12 protein-coding genes are annotated in these 15,150 nt (G+C 70.7%); 1 reads left to right on the top strand and 11 read right to left on the bottom strand.

Annotation, left to right across the window (positions count from 1 at the left end; all coding sequences use genetic code 11):
- Positions 1-31: 31 nt before the first annotated feature.
- Positions 32-289, bottom strand: a complete 258-nt coding sequence (locus tag ACWD5Q_RS24870; RefSeq protein WP_451429241.1) for a hypothetical protein — start codon at positions 287-289, stop codon at positions 32-34.
- A 165-nt stretch (positions 290-454) separates the two neighbouring features.
- Here ACWD5Q_RS24870 and ACWD5Q_RS24865 point away from each other — a divergent pair, with 165 nt between their 5' ends.
- Entirely contained in the window at positions 455-2,020 is a 1,566-nt protein-coding gene (locus ACWD5Q_RS24865) for a fibronectin type III domain-containing protein (RefSeq protein WP_451429240.1), read from the top strand.
- 91 nt (positions 2,021-2,111) lie between these two features.
- Here ACWD5Q_RS24865 and ACWD5Q_RS24860 read toward each other — a convergent pair whose 3' ends face one another.
- From ACWD5Q_RS24860 to ACWD5Q_RS24815, 10 genes are all read right to left on the bottom strand, one after another.
- Positions 2,112-3,884, bottom strand: a complete 1,773-nt coding sequence (locus ACWD5Q_RS24860; RefSeq protein ID WP_451429239.1) for an IucA/IucC family protein — start codon at positions 3,882-3,884, stop codon at positions 2,112-2,114.
- Positions 3,881-4,429, bottom strand: coding sequence for a GNAT family N-acetyltransferase (locus ACWD5Q_RS24855; protein ID WP_451429238.1), 549 nt, complete (start codon positions 4,427-4,429; stop codon positions 3,881-3,883). Before ACWD5Q_RS24855 ends, ACWD5Q_RS24860 begins: the two co-directional genes overlap by 4 nt.
- Positions 4,426-5,709 (bottom strand): lysine N(6)-hydroxylase/L-ornithine N(5)-oxygenase family protein, encoded by a 1,284-nt coding sequence (locus ACWD5Q_RS24850; protein ID WP_451429237.1) that lies wholly within the window; start codon positions 5,707-5,709, stop codon positions 4,426-4,428. Before ACWD5Q_RS24850 ends, ACWD5Q_RS24855 begins: the two co-directional genes overlap by 4 nt.
- Entirely contained in the window at positions 5,693-7,168 is a 1,476-nt protein-coding gene (desA, locus tag ACWD5Q_RS24845; RefSeq protein ID WP_451429236.1) for a lysine decarboxylase DesA, read from the bottom strand. Before desA ends, ACWD5Q_RS24850 begins: the two co-directional genes overlap by 17 nt.
- 118 nt (positions 7,169-7,286) lie before the next feature.
- Positions 7,287-8,129: a siderophore-interacting protein gene (locus ACWD5Q_RS24840; RefSeq protein WP_451429235.1), complete on the bottom strand. Its 843-nt coding sequence runs from the start codon at positions 8,127-8,129 to the stop codon at positions 7,287-7,289.
- Positions 8,130-8,208: 79 nt separating this feature from the next.
- Positions 8,209-9,258 (bottom strand): ABC transporter substrate-binding protein, encoded by a 1,050-nt coding sequence (locus ACWD5Q_RS24835; protein WP_451429234.1) that lies wholly within the window; start codon positions 9,256-9,258, stop codon positions 8,209-8,211.
- Between the two features lie 180 nt (positions 9,259-9,438).
- Positions 9,439-10,599, bottom strand: coding sequence for an acyl-CoA dehydrogenase family protein (locus ACWD5Q_RS24830; protein WP_451429233.1), 1,161 nt, complete (start codon positions 10,597-10,599; stop codon positions 9,439-9,441).
- Positions 10,600-10,606: 7 nt separating this feature from the next.
- The gene (locus ACWD5Q_RS24825; protein WP_451429232.1) at positions 10,607-11,545 is read right to left on the bottom strand and encodes a hydroxymethylglutaryl-CoA lyase; all 939 of its coding nucleotides are present in this window, start codon (positions 11,543-11,545) and stop codon (positions 10,607-10,609) included.
- Positions 11,542-13,521 (bottom strand): acetyl-CoA carboxylase biotin carboxylase subunit, encoded by a 1,980-nt coding sequence (locus tag ACWD5Q_RS24820; protein ID WP_451429231.1) that lies wholly within the window; start codon positions 13,519-13,521, stop codon positions 11,542-11,544. The genes ACWD5Q_RS24825 and ACWD5Q_RS24820 overlap by 4 nt, the downstream gene beginning before the upstream one ends.
- 8 nt (positions 13,522-13,529) lie before the next feature.
- On the bottom strand, positions 13,530-15,146 hold the full coding sequence (locus ACWD5Q_RS24815) for a carboxyl transferase domain-containing protein (RefSeq protein ID WP_451429230.1): 1,617 nt from the start codon (positions 15,144-15,146) through the stop codon (positions 13,530-13,532).
- Positions 15,147-15,150 lie beyond the last annotated feature (4 nt).

The raw sequence follows: 15,150 nt of genomic DNA, 5'->3' as shown, positions 1-15,150 counted from the left end.
TGAAGTGGCCTCCGAGGCGGCTCCAGGTGTCTCAGCCGTAGACGATGCGGCGGAGCTGGCGGAGCGTAAGCTCGGGCGGTGCGACCGTGCGGTACCTCAGATCGGCCTCGATCCGCTCGAAGATCGTCGCGTTCACCAGGCCCTGGGTCTGCAGCTCGCGGTGGCGGCGGCGGACGAACTCCTCGGTCGTCTCGTCGAAATAGGCGAGCACGTCCTGGATCACGCGCAGCGCCTCGCCCCGGCTCAAGGGCGTGGACCGCGTCAGATGATCAACGAGTTCGTCGTGCACCCGGTAGATCCTGCGATACGAGCGCCGGAATCGCAAGAATCGTGCCCGATTTCGGGCAGGTGTCTGTTGAAACTCTCATGGGTCCCTGTTCGACGGCTGTCCATTCTGTGTCTTGTGCCACGTTGCTTATGTGGAGGAAGTTCAGGCCACATGGACACACCTCGTATGGGAGTACCTGAGAAGCTCGCCGCCCGCATGAACATGGCGGAGCAGCACGAGTACCTGCGCACGAGATTCTCCCGGCGCACCATGATCAGAGGCGGCGCCGTCACCCTGGGCGCCGTCGCGGGTGGCGCGTTCGTGCCGGGCGCCACCGCCCAGGCCGCCGTTCCGACCCAGCGCACCGCCCCCGCCACCGAGTCCGTCGACGGCGCCCTCGTCGCCCCCTTCGGCCGCCACCTCGCCTTCGGCAACGACCCGCGCACCGAGATCACCGTCTCCTGGCAGGTCCCGGTCGCCGTGAAGAAGCCGTTCATCCGCATCGGCGCCCACCCCTGGGACCTCTCCCACCAGATCCCCGCCGAGGTCCGCACCCTCTACACCCCGGCGGGCGTCGGCGCGAGCGGCGACCACACCCAGTACTACCTGCACGCCAAGCTCACCAACCTGCGCCCCGGCAAGACCTACTACTACGGCGTCGGCCACGCGGGCTTCGACCCGGCCGAGCGGCACCTGCTCGGCACCCTGGGCACCTTCACCACCGCTCCCGCCCACAAGGAGCCGTTCACCTTCACCGCCTTCGGCGACGAGGGCGTCAGCTACCACGCCCTGGCCAACAACAGCCTGCTGCTCGGCCAGAACCCGGCCTTCCACCTGCACGCCGGCGACATCGCCTACGGCGACCCGGCGGGCCAGGGCAAGACCTCCGACACCGGCTTCGACTCGCGCGTGTGGGACCAGTTCCTGTACCAGACCGAGTCCGTCGCCAAGCAGGTCCCGTGGATGCCGGCCTACGGCAACCACGACATGGAGGCCTGGTACTCGCCCAACGGCTACGGTGGCGAGGAGGCCCGCTGGACCCTGCCGGACAACGGACCGGACAAGCAGAACCTCCCGGGCGTCTACTCCTTCGCCTACGGCAACACGGCGGTCATCTCGCTCGACGCCAACGACATCTCCTTCGAGATCCCGGCCAACCTCGGCATCTCGGGCGGCACCCAGACCAAGTGGCTTCAGGCGCAGCTCAAGAAGTACCGCGCCTGCCAGGACATCGACTTCATCGTCGTCTTCTTCCACCACTGCGCGTACTGCACCTCCACGGCGCACGCCTCGGAGGGGGGCGTGCGACAGGAGTGGGTGCCGCTGTTCGAGAAGTACACGGTGGACCTGGTCATCAACGGCCACAACCACCAGTACGAGCGCACCGACGTCCTCAAGGGCGACAAGGTCGTCAAGAAGCTCCCGATCGGCGGCACGGCGTACCCCGAGTCCGAGGGCGTGGTGTACGTGACGGCGGGCGCGGCGGGCCGCAGCCTGTACGCGTTCAGCGCCCCGCTGTCCTACGAGGGCCACGAGAACGAGGTCGAGTCCGTCGCCTCGTTCGTCAACGTCAAGGAAGGCAGGCAGAACGAGACGGTCGCCTGGTCGCGCGTGCGCTACCTCGACTACTCGTTCCTGCGCGTCGACGTCACCCCCGCCGCCCAGGGCCGCTACGCCACGCTGACGGTGCGCGGCCTCGCCGAGACCGGTGAGCAGGTCGACCACTTCACGGTGGCGCGCCGGGCGAAGTGAGGCCACTCCCGTCCGGAGGGCGGGGCGGGCCGACGGCGGGCACCCCGGTGGACCGTACACCGGGGTGCCCGCCTGTCTTTGTCCGGAGCTCCTACAGCCCGGCGATCGGGTTCCTGAGGTTCCCGGCCAGTTGGAGCGCCCCCGACGGGTCCGTGAGGTCCACCATCTGCCGGTTGTCGCGCAGTTGGAGCCGGTTGAGGCAGGACAGGGCGAACTCCGGGGCGAACAGGTCGTACTGCCGGAACCTGTCGGCGAGGTGCGGGTGTGCGTCCTGGTACGCGTGGACGACCTCGGCGACCGTGCGCCAGAAGTCCTCCTCCGCGAGGACGCCCTCGGCGGCGAGGTGCGCCGCGACGAAGCGGAAGAAGCAGTCGAAGACGTCCGTGAAGACCGACAGGAGCCTGTGGTCCTCGGGCACCTCCACCCGGATCCGGGTGACCTCCGGCGGCAGCACCGCGTCCGGGTCCATCATCGCGATCTCCTCGGCGATGTCCTTGAAGACCGCGCGCCGCACCACACCGTCCGCCAGCACGAGGATGACGTTCTCGCCGTGCGGCATGAAGACCAGGTCGTAGGCGTAGAAGCAGTGCAGCAGCGGGACGAGGTAGGCCCGCAGATAGTGGCGCAGCCACTCGGTGGGAGCGAGCCCCGACCGCTCGATCAGCGCCCCCGCGAAGGAGGCGCCCTCGTGGTCGACATGGGCGAGGGAGGCCATCGTCGCCAGGGTCTCGCCCTCCCGGAGCGAGCCGACCGGGCTCTCGCGCCACAGGGCGGCGAGCATCTTGCGGTAGGGGGAGGCGCGGTCGGTGGCCGCCTCGTACTCCGCATGGCGGTAGCCGACGGCCGCGCGCTCGCGCAGGATCGTCAGACCGGTCGACTTGAGCACCGGGTCGCTCTCGATCAGCCCGTGCAGCCAGTCGTTGATCGCCGGGGTCGCCTCCATGTAGGCAGCCGAGAGACCGCGCATGAACCCCATGTTGAGGACGGACAGGGCCGTCTTCACATAGTGCTTCTCGGGGTGGTCGCGGTTGAAGAAGGTCCGGACGGACTGCTGGGCGAGATACGCGTCGTCGCCCTCGCCGAGGCAGACGAGGTGCCGCCGGGCGACCTCCGCGGCGAAGGTGACGGCGAGCTTGTTCCACCACTGCCAGGGGTGGACGGGGATGAGGACGTAGTCCGCCGGGTCCAGGCCCTGGCCGGTGAGGTGCCGGTGGAAGCGTTCCAGGGTCGCGGCCCCCAGCTCCTGGCGCAGGAACGACTCGTAGGCGATGCCCGTGCCCGCCGTGAACGCGGCCCGCGAGCGGTGGGCCGCCAGCCACACCAGCCGGACGGGGTGCGCGGTCTCGGGCGCGTACGACAGGTACGCGTGGATGCCGAAGCCGAGCCGCCCGTTGTTGGCGACGAAGCAGGGGTGGCCCTCGGTCATTCCGGTCTCTATGGCCTGGAAGCCGCTCCGGGCGAGTTCGGCGGAGGTGACCTGCGGCTTGGTGAGCTTGTAGCAGGTGCCGGAGAGGGTGGAGGAGATCTCCTCCAGGTAGACGGGCAGGATCTCGTCGCTCAGGCCGAGGGAGGTCCTGAATTCGATGAAGAAGTCCAGGGCGGCGAGGGGGAGTTCGGCGCCGTTACGGTGGCGGGTGATCGACTCGGGGTCGATCTGCCAGTGGTCGAGGGCGCGCAGGGTGGCGCGGAAGCGGTAGCGGGTGAGCCGGTCGTCGCCGTGGACGACGTAGTGGCCGTCGTCCCCCGGTTCGGGGGTGATCAGCCGCTCGTGCGCGAACTCGGCCAGCGCCTTGCGCAGGAGCAGACGGTTGGCCTGCTCCCAGTGTTCGGGGGAGAGGTGGGCGACGGCGTCGGTGAGGTTCATGCCGCCACCGCCCGCTCGAACCGGGCCCGGGTGCAGAAGCTGAGCAGCGCCGTCTTCTCCGGTTTGGTGATCTCGCGCTCGGGCAGGAACCCGACGGCCGCGTTCAGGGCGTGGACGGCCGTGTTGCGGACATCGGGCTCGACCACGATCCGCTCGGTGGCCGGGTCCTCGAACAGGCGCCGCAGCACGGCGGTGAGGACGGCCCGGGTGAACCCGTGCACGGGTGTGTCGGTGGGTGCGACGAGGAAGTGCATGCCGACGTCACCGGGCCGGGGCTCGTACAGGCCGACGAGTTCGCGGTGGGCGGGGTCGTAGTGCTCCGTCAGGAACGCGGGCTCGCCGTCGTGCAGCCCGAGGACCGCGTGGTGGTACGGGTCGGCCGTGATCTCCGTGTAGGCCCGCTCGACGTCCTTGGGCCGGGCCTCCTGCATCATCCAGAAGGCCGCCTTGGGGTGGGTGACCCAGCCGTGCAGGAGTGCGGCGTCATCGAGGGGGTCGAGGGGGCGGAAGGCGAGGGTGCCGACGGCACTCGTGGCCGTGCTCATGCGGCGAACTCCTGGAAGGCGATGGTCTTCTCGACGGGGTAGTACTCGGTGCCCAGCAGCTCCCGGATGATGTACGCGTTCCGGTAGGGGCCCATGCCCAGGTCGGGGCTGGTGATGCTGTGCGTGTGGACGCCGGCGTTCTGCAGGAACACGCCCCGGCCCGTCACGTCGATGGCGTAGTTGCGGGCCACGTCGAAGTTGCCGTGCCCGTCATAGCGCAGACGGTCGCGGACCGGCTCGAGGAACTCCGGTTCGACGTACCGGTAGCCGGTCGCGAGGATCAGGCCCTGGGAGCGCAGCTCGAAGTCCTTCTCCTGCTCCTCCTGGCGGAAGCCGAGGGTGAACGTGCCGTTCTCGTGGCGGGCGCTGGTGAGCGCGGAGTTGGTGAGCAGACGGGTGGGCACCGGTCCGTCGAGGTTCTTCTGGTACAGCAGGTCGAAGATCTCGTCGATCAGGTCCCCGTCGATGCCCTTGAACAGGCCCTTCTGCTGCTCGCAGAGGCGGTAGCGGGTCCGTTCGGGCAGGGCGCGGAAGTAGTCGATGTACTCCGGGGAGGTCATCTCCAGGGTGAGCTTGGTGTATTCCAGCGGGAAGAAGCGCGGGGAGCGGGTCACCCAGTCCAGCCGGTAGCCGTGCACGTCGATCTCGCCGAGCAGGTCGTGGTAGATCTCGGCGGCGGACTGGCCGCTGCCGACCAGGGTGATCGACTCCTTGGTCTGGAGCCGGTGCTTGTGGTCCAGATAGCGGGAGTTGTGGATGACGTCGCCTGAAAGGCCCCGGCAGGCCTCGGGGATGTGGGGCGGGGTGCCGGTGCCGAGGACCAGGTGGCGGGCCCGGTGGACGTCCCCCTCCCGCGTCCGTACGACGTACACCTCGTCCCGCTCCTCGAACGTCACCTCCGTGACCGTGGTGTCGAAGCGGACGCAGCTCAGCTTCGAGGCCGCCCAGCGGCAGTAGTCGTCGTACTCGACGCGCAGCGGATAGAAGTTCTCGCGGATGTAGAACGAGTACAGCCGCCCGCGCTCCTTGAGGTAGTTGAGGAAGGAGTACGGGGAGGTGGGGTCGGCCAGGGTGACCAGGTCGGACAGGAACGGGGTCTGGAGGTGGGCGCCCTCCAGGAACATCCCGGAGTGCCACGCGAAGGCGGGCTTCGACTCCAGGAAGACGCCGTCGAGTCCGTCGATCGGCTCGGTGAGGCAGGCGAGGCCGAGGTTGAAGGGGCCGAGTCCGATCCCCACGAAGTCGTACGTGGTGTCCGGGGTGTCAGGATGCGCGGTCAAGGGGCTCTCCCAGGTACTGCTCGGCGTGGCCGGCGATCAGATCGAGTACGGCGGCGATGTCGTCCGTGGTCGTCTCGGGGTTGAGCAGGGTGAACTTCAGGTAGTGGCGGCCGGCGACCTTGGTGCTCGCGATCACGGCGTCGCCGGAGGCGAACAGGGCCTTGCGGGCGTACAGGTTGGCGCGGTCGATCCCGGCGGGGTCGGTGCCGGCCGCCGGGACGTAGCGGAAGACGAGGGTGGAGAGCTGCGGCTCGACGACGACGTCGAAGCGGGGGTCGGCGGCCAGCAGCCGCCAGCCCTCCCGCGCCAGGTCGCAGACCTCGTCGAAGAGGGCGCCGACGCCGTCCGCGCCCATCACGCGCAGGGTCATCCACAGCTTGAGCGCGTCGAAGCGGCGGGTGGTCTGCAGGGACTTGTCGACCTGGTTGGGGATGCGCTCGGTGACCATGCGGCGCGGGTTCAGATAGTCCGCGTGGTAGGTCGCGTGGCGCAGCGTGGTGGCGTCCCGGACCAGCACGGCGGACGAACTCACCGGCTGGAAGAAGGACTTGTGGTAGTCGACGGTGACCGAGTCGGCACGCTCGATGCCGTCGAGGAGAGCGCGGCGGGCGGGTGAGACGAGCAGCCCGCAGCCGTAGGCCGCGTCCACGTGCAGCCAGGTGCCGTACCGGGCGCACAGTCCGGCGATCTCCGGCAGCGGGTCGATGGAGCCGAAGTCGGTGGTCCCGGCGGTGGCGACGACCGCCATCGGGATGAGGCCGTCCGCGACGCAGCGCTCCAGCTCGTGGGCGAGGGCGACGGTCTGCATGCGCTTGTCGGCGCCCACCGGGACGGGGATGACGGCGTCGGGGCTCAGACCGAGCAGTTTCGCCGATTTCTGCACGCTGAAGTGGCCGGCCTCGGAGGCGAAGATCCGCAGTCCGGCGAGAGTGCCGGAGGTGTCGGAGCCGGCCCATCCGGCGTGCCCCGGCTTGGCCTCCTCGCGGGCCAGCAGCAGCGCCTGGAGGTTGGACTGGCTGCCGCCGGAGGTGAACACGCCGTCGGCGGCGGGTCCGAAGCCGATGCGTCCGGCGGTCCACTCGATGAGCCTGCGCTCGATGAGGGTGCCGCCGGCCGACTGGTCCCAGGTGTCGAGGGAGGAGTTGACGGCGGACAGGACAGCCTCGCCGAGGACGGCCGGGATGACGACCGGGCAGTTGAGATGGGCGAGGTAGCGCGGGTGGTGGAAGTAGACGGCGTCGCGGAGGTACAGCTCCTCCAGTTCGTCCAGGGCCGCGGTGGTGTCGTGCAGCGGGCGGTCCAGGTCGATCCCGGCGATATGGGGGGTGAGGGCGTCCGCGGTGACGCCGGTGAACGGACGGTCGGTGGCGGCGAGTCGGGCGGCCACCCGCTCTACTCCTTCGGTCACGGAACGGCGGTAGTGCTCCGCGGTGAGGTCATTGAGCAGGTGCGAGCGCATGGGGGGTCCTCCGGTGGGGACAGTCCGTGCGGGACAGGAGAGGGGCGGAGTCGCCTGATCAAACTTAGGTTAGCCTAACCTAAGTTTCACCTCCGGGGGTCGCACCCGGCGCATGCCGTCACTCCTTGTCGCGCAGTTGCTCCTCGCTCAGCCCCTGCCGCCAGTACCCGACGAAGGTGACACGCCGGCGGTCGATCCCGCGCTCGCCGACGAAGTGCCGGCGCAGCGCCTTGACCCGGCCGGACTCGCCCGCGATCCAGACGTACGGGGCCCGTACGCCGGGGAGTTCGGCGTCGCGCAGCGCCGCGAGCGCGGTCGGGGACCCCGTGCCGCGGACGAGCCAGGTCACCTCGGCGTCGGCCTCGGTCGCCAGGTCCTGGATGTCACCGGCCTGTCCGGCCTCCAGCCAGACACGGGCGCGTGTGCCGGCGGGGAGCCACGCGAGGATCGCGGAGGCGGCGGGCACGGCGGTCTCGTCGGCCCAGATCACCACCAGATCGGTGTCCCCGGGCGGACGGAAGCGGATCGCCCGGTTGTCCTCGACCGCCGGGCCGATCAGAACGACACGGTCACCGGCGGCGGCGCGGGAGGCCCAGCGGGAGGCCGGACCCGCCGGGACGCGGGCGCCCGGCTCCACGCCGTGCAGCACGAAGTCGATGTCGATCTCGTCGGGGTCGCGGCGCAGGGCCCGCAGCGTGTACGAGCGCATCACCGCCCGTACGTCATCGGGCAGTTCGCGCCAGCCCTGCCACCACTGGTCGCCGAGCTCGATCGGCACGGCGGGCTCGCTCTGGCCCGGGTGCGGAAGGAAGAGGGACAGGCTCTGGTCGCGTCCGGCGGAGTGGAACGCGCGCAGATCGTCCCCCGCGAAGGTGATGCGGACGACGGACGGGCCGAGCCGCCTCGTCCGTACGACCTGGAGGGAGAAGAAGCGGAACGGGGCGGCTACGGCCGTCGTCATGGGGGCTCCTGAGGGGGCGGGGCTCCCGAGACGCGGCTGCTCGGGAGCGGGGCTCCTGGGGCGGAGAAAAAAAGGGGGGTCAGCTGACCTTCTTGGCCGTCTCGACGGCCTTGGCGAGGTCCTCCAGCAGCGGGGCGCACTTGTCGTACGACAGGATCGGCTCGGGGTTGCGGGCGATGACCTGGCCCGCCTTGACCGCGGGGAGCTTCTTCCAGGTCGCCTCGGTGATGTCGGCGGGCTGGATGGCCGAGGAGCGGTTGTCCATCATGATGATGTCCGCCGGGTACGTGTCGACGTTCTCCCAGCTCAGGTTCTCGAACCAGCCGCCGCTCGCCTTCAGGGCGGCGGCGGAGGGCTCCACGAAGTGCACGCCGAGGGCCTTGAAGTACTCCAGGTCGATCGAGAGGTCGGAGCCGGAGACGTAGAAGACGTCCTGGCTCGCGGAGCCCGCCAGCACCTTGATGCCGGGCTTGGCCTTGGTGGCCGCGCGCAGCCGGGCGGCCGCGTCCTCGAACCGCTTCTTCGCCTGGGTGATGGCCGGCGAGGCGGTGTCCGCGCCGAGCGACGTCGCGAGCTGAAGCATCCGCTGCAGCGGCTCGGTCATCTGGCGGTCGTAGACGGAGATGCCGATGCTGGGGGCGCCGACGGCGAGGACCTTCTTCGCCGACTCCTCCGGGACGTACCAGAGCGTTCCGGCGTCGTCGAACATCGTGGTGACGAGCAGGTCGGGGGAGAGGGCCGCGTACTTCTCGATGTTGAACTGGCCCCACTCGTTGCCGAGGACCGTGACCTTGTCGATGTCGAGGTCGCCGGCCTGGACGTCGGCCTTGCCGTCCTTGGTCCTCGTCGGGCCGAAGACACCCTTCACGCCGACGCCGTAGTCGTGCAGCGCGGCGGCGACACCGACGAACGCGACGATGTCCGCGGGGACCTTGTCCGCCTTCGCGGTCTGCCCGCGGTCGTCCTTGAACGACCAGGGGCCGGACTTGCCCGCGCCCTTCGTGCTGTCCGAGCCTGCGTTTTTCGCCTGGTCGTCTCCGCAGGCCGCGAGTGCGGCACCGAGGCCGAGGGCGCCGCCGGCGGCGAGGATGCCGCGGCGGGTGAGGCGAGGGGCACGGGCATGGGGCATGAGTGAGCTGCCTTCGAACGGGGCGGGAACATCCGCCGGACGAGTCGAAGGTAGGTTAGCCTAACCTCACTTCCTGTCCAGGGAGCGGGTCGGCCATCCGCCTGACCGGGCCTCATATGCCAAGGGGCCCGCGCCTGGTGCGGCGCGGGCCCCTCATCGCTCTTCGTCGGCGCCGCGGGCTCAGCCCGTCAGCCCCAGCTCCCGGGCGATCAGCATGCGCTGGACCTCGCTGGTGCCCTCGCCGATCTCCAGGATCTTGGAGTCGCGCCACATACGGGCCACCGGGTACTCGTTCATGAAGCCGTAGCCGCCGTGGATCTGGGTGGCCTCGCGGGCGTTGTCGACGGCGACCGTGGACGTGTAGAGCTTCGCCATGGCCGCCTCCTTCTTGAAGGGTTCGCCGCCGATCAGGCGGGACGCCGCGTCGCGCCAGGACAGACGGGCCGTGTGGGCCTTCATCTCCATGTCGGCGATCTTGAACTGGATCGCCTGGTACGCGCCGATCGAACGGCCGAACGCATGGCGCTCCTTGGCGTACTTCACCGACTCGTCCACGCAGCCCTGCGCCAGGCCCGTCGCCAGCGCCGCGATCGCGATGCGGCCCTCGTCCAGGATGCGCAGGAACTGGGCGTAGCCGCGGCCCTCCTCGCCCAGCAGGTTCGCGGCCGGGACGCGTACGTCCGCGAAGGACAGCTCACGGGTGTCCGACGCGTTCCAGCCGACCTTCGAGTAGGGGGCCGCCACCGTGAAGCCGGGCGTGCCGGACGGGACGATGATCGCGGAGATCTCCGGGCGGCCGTCCTCGGTCCGGCCGGTCACCGCGGTGACCGTCACCAGGCCGGTGATGTCCGTGCCCGAGTTGGTGATGAAGCACTTCGTGCCGTTGATCACCCACTCGTTCGTCTCCGGGTCCAGCCGCGCCGTCGTCCGGGTGGCGCCCGCGTCCGAGCCGCCGTCCGGCTCCGTCAGGCCGAACGCGCCGAGGAGTTCGCCGGAGCACAGCCGCGGGAGCCACTCCCGCTTCTGGGCCTCGCTGCCGAAGCGGTGGATCGGCATCGCGCCGAGCGACACACCCGCCTCCAGGGTGATGGCGACGGACGAGTCCACCCGGGCGAGTTCCTCGAGCGCGATGCCGAGGGCCAGGTAGTCGCCGCCCATGCCGCCGTACTCCTCGGGGAAGGGCAGTCCGAACAGGCCCATCCGGCCCATCTCGCGGACGATCTCGTACGGGAACTCATGGCGCTCGTAGAAGTCACCGATCTTGGGCGCCACGACGTCGTGCGCGAACTCCTCGACCGTGCGCCGGAGTTCTTCCAGTTCGGGGGAGAGGCGGTGGTCCATGGGGGTCTCACTCCTTGTGGGAGAGGGCTCGGACGGTACGGGAGGGGCTGGGCCGGTCCAGATGGGCGGCCATCCACACGCTGGTGGCGGTGAGCCGGCCGAGGTCGACCCCGGTGTCGATACCGAGGCCGTGCAGCATCCAGACGAGGTCCTCGGTGGCGAGGTTGCCGGTGGCGGACTTGGCGTACGGGCAGCCGCCGAGGCCGCCCGCGGAGGCGTCGACCGTCGTCACACCGTGCTGGAGCGCCGCCAACGTGTTGGCGAGGGCCTGGCCGTAGGTGTCATGGAAGTGCACGCCGATGGCACTGGTCGGCACGCCCTCCTCGTTCAGCTCGGACAGCAGGTCCTGGACGTGGCCCGGCGTCGCCACACCGATCGTGTCGCCCAGGCTCAGCTCGTCGCAGCCCATGTCCATCAGCGCCTTGCTGACGCGGACGACCTGGTGGATGGGGACCGGACCCTCCCAGGGGTCGCCGAAGCACATGGACAGATAGCCGCGGACGTGCACCCGGTGCGCCTTCGCCCGCTCCACCACCGGCCGGAACATCCCGAGCGCCTCGTCCACCGTGCGGTTGAGGTTGGCCTTGGCGAAGGACTCGGTGGCGCTGGCGAAGACGGCGATCCGGCGGGCGCCGAGCGCGAGGGCGCGGTCGAGTCCGCGTTCGTTCGGGACGAGGACCGGGAGCGCCACCGGCAGATCACCGACGAGCGGGTACAACCGCTCGGCGTCCGCGAGCTGGGGAACCCACTCGGGGTGCACGAAGCTGGTCGCCTCGATGGTGGTCAGGCCCGCGTCCGCGAGCCGGTGGATGAACTCCGCCTTCACCTCCGTCGGGACCGTGCGCTTCTCGTTCTGCAGGCCGTCGCGCGGGCCGACCTCGTAAATCCTGACCCTGGGGGGCAGGTCCTCGGACGGTACGACCATCGGCAGTCCCTGAGCGGTCATGTCTCCGTCTCCCTGTCCTCGCGGCCGGCCCCGGGGTCCTCGGGGTCGTCGGCGTCGTTCTCGTGTGGTGCGATCACGGCCAGCACCTGGTCCATGGCGACCGTCGTGCCGGGGGTGACATCGAGTTCGGCGACGGTGCCCGCGTGCGGGGCGGAGATGACGTGCTCCATCTTCATCGCCTCGACCACCAGCAGGCTCTGTCCGGCCGCCACCTCGTCCCCGACGGCCACCTTCACCACGGTCACCGTGCCGGGCATGGGCGCGGTCAGCGACTCGGTGCCGGAGTGCGCCGCCCGCGTGAGCGAGGCGGCGACCGGGTCGTGGTCGCGCACATGCCAGGCGTCGCCGTCGCGGCCCAGCCAGTCCCCGGCCCGCTGGAAGGTGTGCCGTACGCCGTCCAGGACGACGGACACCGAGTCCTCTGTCACGGTGTGGGTGCCCCGCGGGGTGTACTCCACGGGGTCGGCCACCCGCAGGGGGAAGACCAGGGGCTTGGGCTCGCCGCCGAGCCGCCAGCCGCTCGGCACGGAGAACGGGTCGGTCCAGCCCGCGCCGCGCGGCGTCAGCGCCTCAAGACGTACGGCCGCCGCGGCCTCGTACACCTCCTGCGGCACCTCGGTGGTGACGAGCGTGTCCACCACCCGCTCCACCAGACCCGTGTCCAGGTCGCCCGCCACGACCGCCGGGTGGGCCAGCAGACGGCGCAGGAATCCGGCGTTGGTCTGCACGCCCAGCGTGGCCGTCCGGGCGAGGGCCGCCCGCAGCTTCCGCAGGGCGGTCGCGCGGTCGGGGCCGTAGGCGATGACCTTCGACAGCATGGGGTCGTACAGGCTGCCGACCTCGGTGCCCTCGGTCAGGCCCGAGTCCGTGCGCACCCCGTCGCCCTGCGGCTCGCGCAGCGCCCGCACGGTGCCTCCCGAGGGGAGGAAGCCGCGGGCCGGGTCCTCGGCGTAGATGCGGGCCTCGACCGCGTGCCCGGTGAGCGTGACGTCCTTCTGCCCGAAGGACAGGGGCTCTCCCGCCGCGACCCGGAGCTGCCACTGCACCAGGTCCAGTCCCGTGACCAGTTCGGTGACCGGGTGCTCCACCTGGAGGCGGGTGTTCATCTCCATGAAGTAGTACGAGGAGGGGTCGCCGCCCGGCACGATGAACTCCACCGTGCCCGCGCCCTCGTACCCGCAGGAGCGGGCGGCCTGGACCGCCGCCTCGCCCATCGCGGTGCGGGTGGCCTCGTCGAGGAGCACACTGGGCGCCTCCTCGATGATCTTCTGGTGGCGGCGCTGGAGGGAGCACTCGCGCTCGCCCAGGTGCACCACGTTCCCGTGGCCGTCGGCCAGGACCTGGATCTCGATATGGCGGGGGCGGTCGATCCAGCGCTCGACCAGGAGCGTGTCGTCGCCGAAGGAGGCACGGGCCTCGCGGCGGGCGGCGGCGATCTCGTCCGCCAGCGCGGCCGGGTCCCGGACGAGCCGCATGCCCTTGCCGCCGCCGCCCGCGCTCGGCTTCAGCAGCACCGGCACACCGATCTCCTGGGCCGCCGCGGCCAGTTCCTCGTCCGTGAGGCCGCTCCCGCTCGACCCGGGCACCACCGGCACCCCGGCCGTGCGCACCGTCTCCTTGGCGCGGATCTTGTCGCCCATGAGGGAGATCGCCTGCGCGGGAGGGCCGATGAAGACCAGGCCGGCCTCCGCGCACGCCCGCGCGAACGCGGCGTTCTCCGCGAGGAAGCCGTATCCGGGGTGCACCGCCTGGGCCCCGGTCCGGGCGGCGGCCTCCAGCAGACGCTCCGCCGAGAGATAGCTCTCGGCCGCGGGCGCCGGACCGATCCGCACCGCCGTGTCGGCCTCCCGGACATGGCGGGCGTCGGCGTCGGCGTCGGAGAAGACGGCCACCGAGCGCACGCCCATCGACCGCAGCGTGCGGATGACGCGGACGGCGATCTCGCCCCGGTTGGCCACAAGCACCGTGTCGAACATGGTCCCCCTCACATCCTGAAGACGCCGAACTGGGGCTCGCCCAGAGGCGCGTTGGCGCATGCCGTCAGGGCCAGGCCCAGCACCTGCCGGGTCTCCAGCGGATCGATCACACCGTCGTCCCACAGCCGGGCCGTCGCGTAGTACGCGTTGCCCTGGCGCTCGTACTGGGCGCGGATCGGGGCCTTGAAGGTCTCCTCCTCCTCGGCGGGCCAGGTCTCCCCGCGCGCCTCGAACTGGTCGCGCTTGACGGTCGCGAGGACCGACGCGGCCTGCTCGCCGCCCATCACCGAGATCTTGGCGTTCGGCCACATCCACAGGAAGCGCGGCGCATAGGCCCGCCCGCACATCGAGTAGTTGCCCGCGCCGAACGAGCCGCCGATGACGACCGTGAGCTTCGGCACGCGGGTGCAGGCGACCGCCGTGACCATCTTGGCGCCGTGCTTGGCGATGCCGCCCGCCTCGTAGGCCCGCCCGACCATGAAGCCCGAGATGTTCTGCAGGAACACCAGCGGGACGCCGCGCTGGTCGCACAACTCGATGAAGTGGGCGCCCTTCTGGGCGGACTCGGAGAACAGGATGCCGTTGTTGGCGACGATCCCGACCGGGTGGCCGTGGATGCGGGCGAAGCCGGTGACGAGGGTCTGGCCGAACTCCGCCTTGAACTCGGCGAAGCGCGAACCGTCCACCACGCGTGCGATGACCTCGCGTACGTCGTACGGCGTGCGGGAGTCGACCGGGACCGCGCCGTACAGCCCGAGGGGGTCGATCTTCGGCTCGACGGTGGGGACGACCTCCCAGGGCAGCTCCCCGCGCGCGGGGAGCGTGGAGACGATGGTCCGCACGATCCGCAGCGCGTGCGCGTCGTCCTCCGCCAGGTGGTCGGTCACGCCCGACACCCGGGAGTGGACCTCGCCGCCGCCCAGCTCCTCGGCGGTCACCACCTCACCGGTGGCCGCCTTCACCAGGGGCGGGCCGCCCAGGAAGATCGTGCCCTGGTTGCGCACGATCACGGCCTCGTCGCTCATCGCCGGGACATAGGCCCCGCCGGCCGTGCAGGACCCGAGGACGGCGGCGATCTGGGGAATCCCGGCGCCCGACATCCGCGCCTGGTTGTAGAAGATCCGCCCGAAGTGCTCGCGGTCGGGGAACACCTCGTCCTGCAGGGGCAGGAAGGCGCCCCCGGAGTCGACCAGGTACACACAGGGAAGGCGGTTCTCGAGCGCCACCTCCTGGGCCCGGAGGTGCTTCTTCACCGTCATCGGGTAGTACGTGCCGCCCTTGACCGTGGCGTCGTTGGCGACGATCACGCACTCGCGGCCGCTGATCCGGCCGATCCCGGCGATCACCCCGGCGGCCGGGGCCTGCCCGCCGTACATCCCGTCGGCCGCGAGGGGGGCCAGCTCCAAGAAGGGCGACCCCGGGTCCAGCAGGGTGTCCACCCGGTCGCGCGGCAGCAGCTTGCCGCGCGCGGTGTGGCGGGCGCGGGCCTTCTCGCCGCCGCCGAGCCGGGCCGCGGCCAGCTTGGCGCGCAGCTCCTCGCCCAGCGCGCGGTGCGCCTCCTCGTTGGCCCGCCAGGCCTCCGACGCGGGGTCGTCCGCGCTCGTCAGCTCCGGTGCCTCCGGCATCCTG

Source organism: Streptomyces sp. NPDC002513 (genome assembly GCF_053595355.1).
This window is presented reverse-complemented; position numbering and strand designations above follow the sequence as displayed.

Excerpts from the sequence above, each read along its gene's own strand:
- ACWD5Q_RS24865 (WP_451429240.1), top strand. The coding sequence starts at position 455 with ATGGGAGTACCTGAGAAGCTCGCCGCCCGCATGAACATGGCGGAGCAG.
- ACWD5Q_RS24860 (WP_451429239.1), bottom strand. The coding sequence starts at position 3,884 with ATGAACCTCACCGACGCCGTCGCCCACCTCTCCCCCGAACACTGGGAG.
- ACWD5Q_RS24855 (WP_451429238.1), bottom strand. The coding sequence starts at position 4,429 with ATGAGCACGGCCACGAGTGCCGTCGGCACCCTCGCCTTCCGCCCCCTC.
- desA (WP_451429236.1), bottom strand. The coding sequence starts at position 7,168 with ATGCGCTCGCACCTGCTCAATGACCTCACCGCGGAGCACTACCGCCGT.
- ACWD5Q_RS24840 (WP_451429235.1), bottom strand. The coding sequence starts at position 8,129 with ATGACGACGGCCGTAGCCGCCCCGTTCCGCTTCTTCTCCCTCCAGGTC.
- ACWD5Q_RS24835 (WP_451429234.1), bottom strand. The coding sequence starts at position 9,258 with ATGCCCCATGCCCGTGCCCCTCGCCTCACCCGCCGCGGCATCCTCGCC.
- ACWD5Q_RS24830 (WP_451429233.1), bottom strand. The coding sequence starts at position 10,599 with ATGGACCACCGCCTCTCCCCCGAACTGGAAGAACTCCGGCGCACGGTC.
- ACWD5Q_RS24825 (WP_451429232.1), bottom strand. The coding sequence starts at position 11,545 with ATGACCGCTCAGGGACTGCCGATGGTCGTACCGTCCGAGGACCTGCCC.
- ACWD5Q_RS24820 (WP_451429231.1), bottom strand. The coding sequence starts at position 13,521 with ATGTTCGACACGGTGCTTGTGGCCAACCGGGGCGAGATCGCCGTCCGC.
- ACWD5Q_RS24815 (WP_451429230.1), bottom strand. The coding sequence starts at position 15,146 with ATGCCGGAGGCACCGGAGCTGACGAGCGCGGACGACCCCGCGTCGGAG.